Source organism: Paenibacillus sp. MABNR03 (assembly GCF_050455445.1).
GTDB classification, from domain to species: Bacteria; Bacillota; Bacilli; order Paenibacillales; family Paenibacillaceae; genus Paenibacillus; species Paenibacillus xylanilyticus.
Window position 1 is genome coordinate 827,133 of the sequence record NZ_JBCIYR010000002.1, and the last position, 13,406, is coordinate 840,538.

A 13,406-nucleotide genomic window follows, 5' to 3' on the forward strand; every position below is an offset into this window, starting at 1 on the left:
CTCATTGTGGCTATTTTAATAATCAATCGAAGAGATCATGCCATCACACCCTATGAAAGCTGGTTAATCTCAACAAAACAAAAACTAGTGATGTTGTCTTCCTCCGAATACCAGTTAAGTTATAATCACGTTGTAAATAACTATGAACACATGGAATGGTTCGATCATTTTTCGGTCAATGGTAATGTCGAGAAGCGAGCTATTGCTCTACATAAAATATACAAGTTCACTGCCATTATTGCTATTTCTGAATCAGATCTGATTCGTGCAGCGGAATTACGGGACTATTTAGGCATTCCAGGCCAAACGATGGAGAGTGCTTTAGCATTTCGCAATAAAGTGATGATGAAAGACAAACTAAAACATTCAGACATTCAGCTGTCGCCTTATTGCAAGGTAACTTCTAGTCTGGACTTATTGAAGTTTGTTGCATCTCATTCCTATCCAATCGTAGTGAAGAAAGTAGACGGGACAGGCTCCAAAGAAGTAGCGATCATTCATACAGAATCAGAACTGGAGCACAGATTAGAAGAAGGCTTCAAGGGAGAATGGATCGCAGAGAAATTTGTATCGGGACGAATTTATCATATTGATGGTCTTGCCATGAAGGGGGAGCTTTTATTTTGCTGGCCTTCTGTATACATTAATTCTTGTCTCGCTTATATGGATGCGAAACCATCAGGAAGTTACATTCTAGAAGCTGATAATCCACTTGTTAAGCGGTTGAATGAGATGGTAAACCAGATTTTATCCTATCTACCATGCCCGGAGATTATTGCATTCCACGCGGAGGTTTTCCACACAGAGGATGATGAATTAATATTGTGTGAGATTGCCAGTCGTGTAGGTGGTTCGAAGATCGGTATAACATTAAAAACGGCCTTTAATATTGATTTAATGAAAACATGGGTTCAAATGCAATGTGGTATCCCGATATCCTGGGAATCCGTTGAGAGAGAGCCGCGGACGATCAGTGGTAATGTGCTTGTCCATCCAGGGAAAGGTACGTTTTTAGGCCCCCCAGAAACGGAGTACCCGGATGAGATAATCGATTTTGAGCTTCTTGCATCCTCTAACCAACACTTTAACTATGGTCGTAACTGCAATGATTGTCTGGCTTCCTTTGTATTAATTGCCAATAGTGAACAGGATATAGAAGAACGATTACTGGCAGCAGTGGATTGGTTTCAAACGTCAATGAAATGGGACAATGGAGAAATCATTCAACATGCATAATCCTTCAGTCATATTTCGTTCATTGCCATCTAAAGATCAGCTGCGCTTATTTGTTAAAGATCGGATTGGAACAGTGGGTTCACTAAAGGTGGTGCCTGTTTTCGAAGAAAATCAAGAAAGCATCTTTGCTTTTCTGGAAAAAGAAGATTGCGCACATCTATTCTCGGAAAGCCCATACATACCCGTTGCTTCTGAGATCCATTGTACAGACTCCATCGAAGAATTGATTGCACAGCATAATGCTGCTCTGCCCTCTACCTGCCGCGAAGTTTGTCTGTGGGTGGAGAGTTCAACGTGGGGGGTGGAAGAATCCCTTTTTGCGTTATTATATGCTATTTATTTTAGCAAGAAAGTGGTAAGCCTGAATAGCTTGGATGAGTTCACCCAAAATAAAGGGCTAAGTGTCAGAGGCCACGATGACTCTTGGTTTTTTATTATGCCTTACTCACTCCTAGATGGAGAAAGTAATCTTAAACTAGCTCATTTTGCAAAGCCCATGGGATTTCTTCCTTTTACCGATTACACTACTTTAAGTTTGTATTTGTTGAAGCGTATCGTGCTAGAGGACAAGTTAAATAGCAGTATTCGGATGAATTCTGTGCTGGCCAATCGGATTAAACTCCGAGAGGATGAGGCCATACAGGCCGTCGCGGGTCAGATGGAAACCCATTACCTACCTCGAGATCATTGTTCCCTGGAAAGCACATCAGACTTCATGTTCCGACAAAGCAGGCTGCTCGAGTTTAACTACATGTCACATTGTCGCGAATGTGCGATCGTAATGAATGATTATTTGTTTTGTAGTGTGCAGGCAGGTGAACCCGATAATGATAACAACACTGAAGAATGCAATAAATTTGCACCACGCTGCCTGCTGCATACAGACCAATGCTGTATCGAAAATCGCAAACGGCTTTCCATCAAGGACCTGTATGCCAAATTTCTGTTTTTGAATGGCTGCAACCTTGGTGACGGAGCACAGAGCTTTATTCCATACCGTCATACGATCGTTAGAAACCTTATAGAAGGGCATGCACTAAGCGTCATTACAACGCCAAGTATTAAAATCGGTGATGTTTCTGAGAATATTCTGGCCCATAATATATCGAAATACGGGTATACCGAAGGGGTCAAAACACAGTTTATCAATGAATTCCTTAGGTATAGCGGTATTGAAAACAACTATTACTATCAAATTGGAGATCCCAACTTGATCTATGGGGGTCTTAAAGTCAAGAAGACTTGTGTGTCCATGACTGATGCATCAAAGGTCGAAGTCACCCTGTCTGATATAGCTCAAGAAACATATGCTGAGGTTGATATTCAGGTGGGAGAATCGAGTTTGCATGGGTTGGATATTGTGAAAATATCCCTTATGGACTCTGATCATAGACAAATACCTTTACATCAGAAGAAACTTTACTTCGCTTTTATTAAAAGTGATGCTTCCAGTGTGAAATTGCTTTTGTTCTCAAACCAACCGTTTGAAAGTGATGAGATTCATGTGGTCATAACCGTACAAAATAATGTGGAAGAAGCGATGAAGCGAATTGAAATCTATCAAGATAGCCTGGACTTTTTTAGGGAATGTGTTTCCATAGGCAGCCAATTAAAAGGGAAAATAGAGGATGTCTATAACTACTGGAAGTCCATCCCTTATTTATATCGTCGATATCGCTACTGCTTACAATCGAGGAGCAAGCTGGAAAATACGCTTCGCAAATTGGAACAGAAATATTTGAATTTGAGTCATGAAATATATAGTCAGATGGTTTCCTATACAAGGAGCAAGAGGGATATATTTTTTGAAAAGATAAGCGAAAAGCGTACGAATATCACTGCGCTTGCCTTTACTTCTACTTGTTATGATTGTGGTTATGCAAGTGCAAGATTTGAATCTTCGATTATGACAGGTCCAGGGAAGTCAGTGAAACGAATAAGTTATAAATGTTTTCAGTGTGGATGCATTTCTGATTTTCCTGAGGCTGCATTGTCGATCAAAGGGAATCCATATCTCCGTTTTGGGAGAGAGGGTTTAGAGGCGAAATTGTATGAGATAAGTAATCAGCAAAATGTGCCTCTCGAAATAAACATTGCAGGGATTAGCATTGATAGCGAACTTATTGATGTGGAGATTGATCAGGATAAATTGGAAATTCAGCCGGGGGAAAGTTCATCCATATTTATTAAGTTGAAGCCAAGCTCGGAATTAAAGCAAGGTGTTTACTTGTTCTCTTTTTACATCTTGGTAAACAGCCAATTCTATTACTTATCCAAAACATTTGGATATGAAGAAAAGTAATAAATACAATTAGTGAGCAGGCAGTCACTCCAATATAAGTGGCGTATTAGAATTCATATTGGATTGCAATTATTAGTGAAATGGAGTGGAGCTTGTGCGAACGGTTATCATAAATAGGTTTTCTCCGAATACAGTCAATTACGAAGAGTGGCTCAGTGGTATTAATAGTGAATTCATAATCTTTTCGAAGCATAAACATATCGAGCATTTTGGTGATTTCTTCGATGAGAAAATTGGATATGAGAATGTCGATACTGACGAAAGAGTCTATTCCGCAATTGTGCAGCTTCATCAAACAAAGAAAATTGATTGGATCATTGCTGCTCACGAATTTGATTTATTGAAAGCTGGACAGCTTAGAGAATATCTAAATATTAAAGGGCAAACTGCGGAAAGTGCACTTGCTTTCAGGGATAAAGTTGTTATGAAAGAGAAGGTTTCCGAAGTAGCTAATGTACCTGCGTTCGTAAGAATAAATCATGTATTTGATTTAATAGAGTTCAAAAAGAAACATGGTCTTCCTATTGTGATCAAGCCGGTGGATAGCGCGGCTTCTGTAGGTGTAAAAATCGTCCGTGATGAAACCGATTTTGAGCGTCTTCTAGCTAACGGTCTCGACAAGAATCTGGAGGCTGAATGTTTTGTTGATGGAGACATGTATCATATCGATGGATTATACGAAAAAAATAAAATTTTATTGTATAGCCCTTCCCGCTATATCAATGGATGTCTAGCTTTTCAGGATAATAACTATTTGGGCTCCGTGATGTTAGATAAAGAAGACTTGCTATATGAAAGACTTCAGCAAACATTGCTATCCGTATTAAATGCACTCCCCGTACCCGACCATCCTATTGCATTTCATGCAGAGTTTTTTCATACTGCTAATGATCAAATATTATTATGTGAAGTCGCCTGTCGTGTGGGTGGAGGGGAAATTAATGAAGGTGTAAAGTTTGCGACCGGAATTGATATATTGCAAGAATCTATAAGATCCCAATGCGGTCAAACCATAGAATTAAACCAGACCTCGAATAGACTAACGGGTTGGATGTTGGTACCTCCTCAAAACGGGAAGTTATTATCTGTAGATTCTAATCTGCCCTTTGAATGGGTACTAAAGTGCACCATTAAAGAAGAAAACATCGGAAAATCATTTAATGGTGCCGAATCAAGCGTAGATGCCATTGCTTCACTATTAATATATGGAGATAGTCAGACAGAGATAGAAGATCGACTGCATATGTTGTATTTATGGTTCCAGGAAAACACCGTGTGGGAATACCGCACTGAACCCGTCATCATAGGAAATTCTCATGAGTGAATTTTTTCAATTGCATCGAAATGTAAGATTGAGGGTTATTATTATTTTTTTTAGTACCCTTACATCCAACATGATCTTTCCTTTTATGTCTATCTATTTCGCCAGATTTATCGGAATTAGTGCAACAAGTTTAATTCTCTCCATAGCCATTTTGTGTAACATGGCTGCAGGTATGTTGGGAGGATATTTCTCGGATCGAATAGGGCGTAAGAAATTGATGATTTTATCAGAGGGCTTACGTGTAATCACGTATCTCATGTTATTGTTATCAAACTTACCCGGTAACGCTTTTCCTTATATAACCATCGTTTTTTTTGTGATGAATAGTATATGCTCCGGATTATATGGTCCCGCCTCAGAAGCCATGCTCCTTGATGTAACTAATTCAGCACAGAGAAAATTAATGTACAGTATATTGTATTGGGCAACCAACCTGTCCATTGCTTTGGGGGGCACGCTTGGAGCGTTACTATTCAATAACCATTTATTCTTTTTATTCATGTTGTTATTATTCTCTTCCATATGCTCGTTCATCATTACTTACAAATTTATTGTAGAAACAAACATGCCCCAAGAGGAGCAAAACAAAAAGAAAAATGTATTTAAGGATCTATTTCTTAATTATAGGACTGTAATGAAAGATTCTCTGTTTATCCTTTTCATCCTAGCTAGTATGTTGTTATTTTCGATTGAAAGCCATTTGGCAAATTTTATAGCCATTCGCTTAGAAAATAACATTCAGGATTTTGTACTGTCACCTCTAAATTGGACGTTAGATGGAATACAGGTTTACGGTTATTTGAGAACAGAGAACACGATACTTGTCATTATTCTTTCAATTATTTTCACGCAATTCATAAAAACATGGCCTGAAAAAAGAACGATGTTTATAGGGTTTTTGATGTATATTTTTGGTTATGTCATTTTATCATACAGCAATCAAGCGTGGATTTTATTCGGGATAATGGTAATAGCGGTTCTAGGTGAAGTGCTTTTTGTACCTATTTATGAATCCCTTCTAGGAGATCTTGCCCCTGATCATTTGCGAGGTTCTTATTTGGCACTTAACAAAATTGCCACTAAAGGTGCTAGTTTGATTGGTGCAATAGGGGTTTATTTAGCACATGTTTTATCACCAATAGGGATTACCATTTTTGTTGGTCTATCTGGCGTGATCGCGATCCTATTGTTATATATGATTATGCCCGCAATTTATGAGCGTCGTAAACAAATCAATGAAATATAGTATGTATTGAATTAGGAGCAGGACTTCCCTAGATCATTCTGAGAGTCCTGCTTGATTTTGTTTTGATTCATTATGTTACGCTCTTCAATGCTTTGTATAGTTTCAATCCGAAGGAGGTAATTAATCATGTCTATACAGGTTCCTGTTACAGGGGTGCTAAATGAAAAACAAGCACACGCACTCACTTTAAAATTGGCCTATAGTATGGAGGGAATAAGTGCATGTACATACGACGAAATCAATAGAGAGATCATTATTGAAAGTGAGAACGAATCCAATACGGAATATTTGCTTGGTATCGTCCACAAAATGATCCTTGAAGAAAAAGAAATAAGAGCAATGGGATCTCGCTTGATTAAAACGCAAAATCCACAAAAGCAAACCTATCCTAAAATTGATCAAACTGAGATAGCGAATTATTTTGATTTGAATGGAACAATGAAAAAAGAACTTGCAGTAGAACTGTATTCCATATTTGATTTGATTTTTCAAAGCATCAGCCAAAACTACAACGCAAAAAACAGAAAATATTCAGCTCTTATTCAACGTGAGGTAATGGATGTATGTAAATATGTAAATTACTTCCCTCAAAATGCATACTTTGTAGCTGAATTGCCTCATGACTATTACGCACTCAAACAAGTTAAAATTGAAAATGATATTGAAAATTCCGTTAGGTTGAATGAATTTATGCTTTCGCCTGCTGTATGTTTTCATTGTTACCAGGAGCTAAAGAATCAAGAAATAAAGGATTCGATCGTTTTTACGGCTGAAGGAAGCTGTTTTAGACACGAAGCAGCCTGGAGAGTTGGCCAACATCGAATGAATGAATTTTCAATGAGAGAAATTATTTATTTTGGACAACCAGAGTTTGTTTGCCAGATACGTAATGATATTTTAGAGGAGATCTGGGATCTGTTCAATGAATTAGGTTTTTGCGGTAGAATAGAAACAGCGCACGACCCGTTTTATTTCCCTCAGGATTCCCCACGAGCACAACATCAGATGCTTGCAGATATGAAATACGAATTAGTTGTGGAGATTCCCAATTCAGATATTTCCTTTTCCATCGCCTCATTTAATAATGTCAAAGATACGTTATGCAGGGAATTTGATATAACGTCCTCAATGGATAAAAAACACCTGCACTCTGGTTGTGCAGCATTTGGTATTGATCGTTGGGTCTACGCCTTAATGTCCACTTTTGGGTTGGATTTCCAATGTTACCCGCAAAAAATCCGTGAATATTACAGGAGATCAACACTGTGAATTTACTTTAGCGTGTATAAAAATGATACAAGTATAATATGAATGTCCGAAAAATTCGTTAGCTCCTAAAAAATATCCATATTGAATGAAAGCATCTAAAGGAGGCCTGTATGAAGACAATTATCTATATGGTTAGGCATGCAGAATCACCATACAATGAAGGAAATGAAAGAACAAGAGGGCTTACCCCAAAAGGAAAGATTGATATTGAAAAAGTAACGAAATTACTTATAGGTGAAGGAATAGACATAATTATATCAAGTCCTTATACTCGAGCAATTCTTAGTGTTGAGGGATTGGCCGTGCACTTAAAGTTAGATATTAAAGTATATGAAGATCTTAGAGAACGTCATTTTGCATCTTATATGATTGAAAATGCAGAGTTAATGTCTAGTATCAGAGAGAGTTTTAAAGACCCTGATTATACGATGCAGGGTGGAGAGTCTAATGCTGATTGTCAAAAAAGAGCAATCTCAGTTCTAGAACCCATATTAAAAGAGCACAGAGGGAAGACAATAGCAATCGGAACTCATGGTCTTGTAATGACTTTGATGATGAATCATTTTGATCCAGCTTTTGGTTTGGAGTTTTTGAATCATTTAAAGAAACCAGATGTATACAAAATGCAATTCGAGAACTTAGAATTAGAAGAAGTAACAAGAATGTGGAATGATTAGATTTTATAAGGTTTATCGAAGCCGGGATTCGCAAGGATCAGCGGGTATTAAGTCTGTGCCGAAGAGACTTCGGTCCCCGGATAAGCATAAGTGGATATGAAGTTGATTTACATATTACTGCATCAATGATACGGTTATCGGTTCGAGAAAATGGTACAGTTGAAAAAATGATCAGTTTTATCAAAGCTTGACGGCTGTACTTAGGGATGTGATCTTAAGGGATATGATGATGTGAACAACATTTGAAGATGAACGGGATTAAAATAGCACTAAAAGCAGGCCCAGAAGAATATTTATTGAAGTCGCCATCAATCCAAGACAGAACTCAACTCATTCGAATGTTAAAAAAGGCTCAACGGAATGGCTGCTGATGTATAAACAACGATCATGGAACCAGGCAGAGAAACACTAAGAAACAGGAGGGTTCATATGAAAGCTGTGATTTGCACCAATTACGGACCGCCAGAAGTGCTACAGATTAAAGAGATGGAAAAGCCTAAACCGAAAGACCATGAGGTTTTAATTAAAGTTTTTGCAGCCACTGCACATATTGGCGATACCCGTATTCGAAGAGCTGATCCATTCTTGGTGAGGCTTGTATTCGGCATGCTCAAGCCAAGGAAAAATTTAATACTTGGCCTGGAAATATCCGGTGTGATTGAGTCGGTAGGAAAGGACGTACAAACCTTTAAGAAAGGAGACAAGGTTTTTGGGCTTACAGGGTTTCGTGGGGGGTATGCCGAATACATTTGTTTACCTGGAAAAGTGAAAAACGGAACCGGCGAAAAAAAAGGGATGGTTGCAATAAAGCCCAACCATTTATCCTACGAAGAAGCTGCAGTCGTTCCATCCGGAGCACTTACAGCTTTGAAAAATTTCCAAAAAGCAAAAATCAGACCAGGTCAGAAAATATTGATCAATGGAGCATCCGGTAGCCTTGGGACGTATGCGATTCAACTTGCGAGATATTATGGAGCAGAAGTCACAGCGGTGTGCAGTAAAAGTAATTTTGGATTGGTAGAATCAATAGGAGCGGATAAAGTAATCGATTATACCGAAGAAGATTTTACGCAATCAGAAACGAAATACGATATCGTTTATGATGCTGTAATAAAAGCCCAACCCTCAAAATGCCAAAAAATCCTAACACCAAATGGTGTTTTTCTAAACAACAGTCGACTTCCGAAAATGGAAGAAGCCGATTTACTCTTCCTCAAAGAGTTGATCGAGGAAAACAAACTAAAACCGATCATCGATCGAACCTATGCTTTGGATGAAATTGTGGAGGCCCACCGATATGTGGATACCGGGCGTAAGAAAGGCAATGTGGCAATAACGGTCAGATAGAATGAAGGATGTATATAGAAATCAGCTTTACGCTGAGGCCATGTTTTAAGGAAAAGATGCTTGAAGATCGGCTGCGGAAACGGTCAATCCCTGCGGTATCACGGGGAGCGTAAAGCCGCTGATCTATGGGGATGGATCATATGCAGCGTGAAGGGCAGCAGGCGCAGTTCTACATGCTGCCGCTGGGAGAAGAAGCCGCTGCCATGTAGGTGCAGCGGCAGATTAGGGCAGGAGAGCTATAGATATGGATGATTTTACTAAGAAGCGGATTCAAAAGATTATGGATAATTACACCCAAAATGCAGTACCCGAGCACGTGAAAAGTCAGATGAAGATTAGTTATAAAATCAGAGGAAATCTTGTGACGTTGATTGAAGAAAGACAAGCCTTTCGAAGCGAGCAATGGGTACAGATGCCGGTAGCACAGTTCAGATTAGATGAGAAGGCATGGAAAATCTATTGGCAGGACAGTAAGGGCAGATGGCATTTCATTGATGATATTGAACCGAATGAAGATTTTGAAACACAGCTAAAGATCGTGGACGAAGGTCATAACGGAATGTTCTGGGGTTAACCGAAATACAGAGGAATGGACGACTTAGAAATATATGAAATGATGGAGAGATTCATTGATACACTATAGACAGAATGCCGGTAAACGTACTGCCAATCTTATAGATAAGGGTGATGAATGTGGAACGAGGACTCATTATATTTTTGAACGGTACGTCAAGTTCGGGAAAGACGAGCATCGCGGTGGAAATGAAAAAGCAGGGAGACATTCCGTTACATCATTTGTCTGTAGATCAATTTTTCCAAAATTATGACCAGTTTATCGACAATACATATCCAGATATGAAACCAACAAGAGAATTAGAAGCGAATGTGATGACAGATATCCTTTTCGATCCGATTGTCTCATTGTACTATTCAACCATTAAACTGTTTTCGGAGATGGGTTTGAATGTCATCGTGGATACGGTCATCACCAATGACAAGTGGTTTAACGGTTTTTATGATTTGCTTTCAGATTATCCGATAATGTTTGTAGGCGTACATTGCTCCAAAGAAGAGCTCACCAGAAGAGAGCAGAGCAGGGGAGATCGCGCAATTGGACTTGCTCATTCCCAATTCGACTATATATACTCCTATGATGAATATGATCTGGAAGTGAATTCGGAAGAACTAAGTTCAGCAGCATGTGCGGAAAAAATATTAGATTATATGAAGTCTGGTCAGGAATACTCGGCATTTAAAAAGTTAAGCAGAAAAGAGGTTAAAACATCGTAAAAGAATTGAATTCAAGACCAAGGCTGGTAAGCTGGCATTTTGATGATGAGGTGAGATCGGATCAACCGGGAGAATGGAATTGGATAGAGATCACAATGGTTTTCACAGACGGTTCCAGAAGGTGGAGCAGCTTATATACACCAGAACGTCTACTAAATAACTTGTCACGACCGGACATTGACCCACCAGGTCTTCATATGCAGCAGCTGATTGTTGTTAGAAGCTATGATGTGAATGACATTGAGAGAGTCCTAAACGTTTTTGATGAGGAAGATGAATTGATCGAGGCCTCAAGGGAATATCCAGAGTAGCTTCGAAATGATGAGTTCTATATCAGATGTGTTAATACATGTTTCAGGTTTCGAAAAGAAGAAGGGAAGGTTGTCTGATTCTCTATGGAATAGAGAAGGGCCTTCCTTTTTTTGTACAGGTTGAAATGGCTGCAGAGGGGAGCCAACGCTATGAATCCAGAAGATCATATCCAACAAATGTTACAGGTGATTATTGAAAAAACACGATCTATCATGAACGATAAACGTAAGCAATCCTTCGGCTCTTTGGAATATCTCTTGGAGCACATTATAGAGTATCGGGATGAACGTCAATACATGTCAAACGAGTGGCATATCCGTACACCGCGCTGGCTTGGAGAGTATGGGAATACGCCGGAGGAAGAAGAACTTCTTTCAGACATCTACCAACTGCAAGCGTATATTGCTGAAAATGTGGGCGGATAAGCGGCACATGATGTCGCATTAGTCCGGCTGAAATGTCGCAAAAGTACATGGTAACGCGATGCGGGGATCGTTTATACTCTCTTTATGTTTCGATAATGAAAATCATTATCAGTATAATACATAAGGGGGATTCATCATGAATCAAGGAACAAAGGGGCAAATGGCAGGTAGTAAGGGCTATGCTGCTCACAAATCACGATTACTCATGGGCTTAATGCTGGTCCTCATTCTTGTCCTGACGGCTTGCGGTGCCGGAGCAGGTACAGATAGCGGCAAACCGTCTGCGGCAACGCCAGCAGAGACACCTGCGAATGAAGAAACCCAGACTGCTGGAGCTTACCCTGTTACGATCACGCACATGAAGGGTGAGCTGACGCTAAACGAGAAGCCAAAGACCATTGCTGTACTTGATGTCAAATTTCTGGATCAATTGTTAGCGGTTGGCGAGCAGGCAGCAGGTAGTGTTATCGCTGGAGGGAATACCACATTTCCAGAATACTTAAGCGATCAGCTGGGGGATGTACAGGTTCTAGGTACAAGGGACGAGCCCAATCTGGAAGCGATTGTAGCATTGGATCCGGATCTGATATTGATGACTGATTTCCAAGAGAAAGAGTATGAAAATGTTAGTAAAATTGCACCCACAATCGTACTCGACTTCTACGAGGATTGGCGCGATACGTTAGCCACGGTCGCTAAGATTACAGATAAGCAGGACGAGGCAGAGACGGTACGTAAAGCTTATGAGGAAAAAGTCGCAGGTCTGAAGACAAAGCTGTCCGAGAAAATGGGAGATGAAACGGTAGCACTTATTCGTCCGAGAAAGGAAGGCATTCGTGTTCATGGTCTTGAGCATCGGACAGGCGGCATTCTGTATGAGGATTTGGACTTAAAGGCTCCTGCACTTGTTCAGGAGATCAAAGATGACACCTCTGTTGAGATTTCGATGGAGAAAGTTCCTGATATTGGAGCGGATCGCTATTTCCTACTGTCTGATGAACTGTTTGCTGCAGAGGCTGAGGTTTTGGAGAGCAGCCCGGTATGGAAATCTCTTGATGCCGTCAAAAATAACCGTGCATATGATGTGAATGCAACACTCTGGATCGCTTACTATGGACCATTAGCCATTAATATTATTGTAGACCAGGCATCGGAAGCACTGTTGGGATCGAATTAAAATGGACCATTATCTATCGACAGACTTATGGAAACAAATGGTGGAAGAACATTCCATATGGCTTGGTGAGCCGCCTGAAAATAGTGTCCGTACCATTGCTTTGAGTGAGCTGAATGAAGAAGTGGCATGTCGGGAGTATATAAGCTGGTTTCAGCAGTATATCAATGCTCCAGACATGAAGGTGGCCGCTTCAATGTTAGCCAAGCGGATTGGCTATCTGTGGACAGCTCCACTGGTGACCGCGATGACTTTTCATCATCGGCATGTTTCTTTTCAGCTGGAGAACAGCTTCCTCTATCATCCAGCGCTCTCAGCTAATGAGGGCGGTACACGATTTCCTTTTCTAGCGGTGAACGGGCTTCAGGCAGAAGCACTGACGGGAGACAGGGAACTGTGGCGGGAAAAGGTGCTAGAGGAGATGTTTGCGGTACAGCTTACACCGCTGTTAAAGACATTTGCTGCGATTGCGCCTCTTTCGATGAGTATTCTCTGGGAGAATATCATGGTCCGCATTGGCTCGCTGTATACGCCTGATGCAGACGATGCTGGGCAGGAAAGCCAGCACATCCGGACTGATTTTTCATATCTGACGCAAGGTGCGCCAGGGCAGGTGTTCGGTGTAAAACGTAATCCGTTTATCCGATTTACAGAAAATAAGGGCAACGTTCCTGTTGCGAAAAACAAGCGTATCACGTGCTGCTTTTATTATCAGATGTCGGGGGAATATTGCAGAAAATGTCCGAAAATTGACAATGAGAATGAATCTCAATTAAAATGACAGCAGCAACAACCTTACCTTTG

At 40.1% G+C, this 13,406-nt stretch carries 12 protein-coding genes; all 12 read left to right on the plus strand.

What is annotated here, in order from left to right; genetic code table 11:
* Positions 1 to 6 precede the first annotated feature (6 nt).
* The 12 genes from AAIH57_RS12355 (at position 7) to AAIH57_RS12410 (ending at position 13,383) form a co-directional block, all read left to right on the plus strand.
* Positions 7 to 1,236, plus strand: coding sequence for an ATP-grasp domain-containing protein (locus tag AAIH57_RS12355; RefSeq protein WP_430021787.1), 1,230 nt, complete (start codon positions 7 to 9; stop codon positions 1,234 to 1,236).
* A complete protein-coding gene (locus tag AAIH57_RS12360; RefSeq protein ID WP_430021788.1) occupies positions 1,229 to 3,538 on the plus strand; it encodes a hypothetical protein in 2,310 nt (769 codons plus the stop codon). Before AAIH57_RS12355 ends, AAIH57_RS12360 begins: the two co-directional genes overlap by 8 nt.
* A 94-nt stretch (positions 3,539 to 3,632) precedes the next feature.
* Positions 3,633 to 4,862, plus strand: coding sequence for an ATP-grasp domain-containing protein (locus tag AAIH57_RS12365; protein ID WP_430021789.1), 1,230 nt, complete (start codon positions 3,633 to 3,635; stop codon positions 4,860 to 4,862).
* Complete coding sequence (locus AAIH57_RS12370; protein ID WP_430021790.1) at positions 4,855 to 6,108, plus strand: MFS transporter; 1,254 nt, start codon at positions 4,855 to 4,857, stop codon at positions 6,106 to 6,108. Before AAIH57_RS12365 ends, AAIH57_RS12370 begins: the two co-directional genes overlap by 8 nt.
* A 126-nt stretch (positions 6,109 to 6,234) precedes the next feature.
* Positions 6,235 to 7,377, plus strand: coding sequence for an aminoacyl--tRNA ligase-related protein (locus AAIH57_RS12375; RefSeq protein ID WP_430021791.1), 1,143 nt, complete (start codon positions 6,235 to 6,237; stop codon positions 7,375 to 7,377).
* Between the two features lie 110 nt (positions 7,378 to 7,487).
* Positions 7,488 to 8,054 carry a histidine phosphatase family protein gene (locus AAIH57_RS12380; RefSeq protein WP_430021792.1) on the plus strand — a complete coding sequence of 189 codons (567 nt, stop codon included), beginning with the start codon at positions 7,488 to 7,490 and terminating at the stop codon, positions 8,052 to 8,054.
* 429 nt (positions 8,055 to 8,483) lie between these two features.
* On the plus strand, positions 8,484 to 9,401 hold the full coding sequence (locus AAIH57_RS12385; RefSeq protein ID WP_430021793.1) for an NAD(P)-dependent alcohol dehydrogenase: 918 nt from the start codon (positions 8,484 to 8,486) through the stop codon (positions 9,399 to 9,401).
* A gap of 244 nt (positions 9,402 to 9,645) precedes the next feature.
* On the plus strand, positions 9,646 to 9,975 hold the full coding sequence (locus AAIH57_RS12390) for a DUF3024 domain-containing protein (RefSeq protein ID WP_430021794.1): 330 nt from the start codon (positions 9,646 to 9,648) through the stop codon (positions 9,973 to 9,975).
* 119 nt (positions 9,976 to 10,094) lie between these two features.
* Positions 10,095 to 10,691, plus strand: a complete 597-nt coding sequence (locus AAIH57_RS12395) for a chloramphenicol phosphotransferase CPT family protein (RefSeq protein WP_430021795.1) — start codon at positions 10,095 to 10,097, stop codon at positions 10,689 to 10,691.
* A 461-nt stretch (positions 10,692 to 11,152) separates the two neighbouring features.
* A complete protein-coding gene (locus AAIH57_RS12400; RefSeq protein ID WP_430021796.1) occupies positions 11,153 to 11,428 on the plus strand; it encodes a hypothetical protein in 276 nt (91 codons plus the stop codon).
* A gap of 136 nt (positions 11,429 to 11,564) precedes the next feature.
* On the plus strand, positions 11,565 to 12,605 hold the full coding sequence (locus AAIH57_RS12405) for an ABC transporter substrate-binding protein (RefSeq protein WP_430021797.1): 1,041 nt from the start codon (positions 11,565 to 11,567) through the stop codon (positions 12,603 to 12,605).
* 1 nt (position 12,606) lies between these two features.
* On the plus strand, positions 12,607 to 13,383 hold the full coding sequence (locus AAIH57_RS12410) for a (2Fe-2S)-binding protein (RefSeq protein ID WP_430021798.1): 777 nt from the start codon (positions 12,607 to 12,609) through the stop codon (positions 13,381 to 13,383).
* The last annotated feature ends 23 nt before the right edge of the window (positions 13,384 to 13,406 follow it).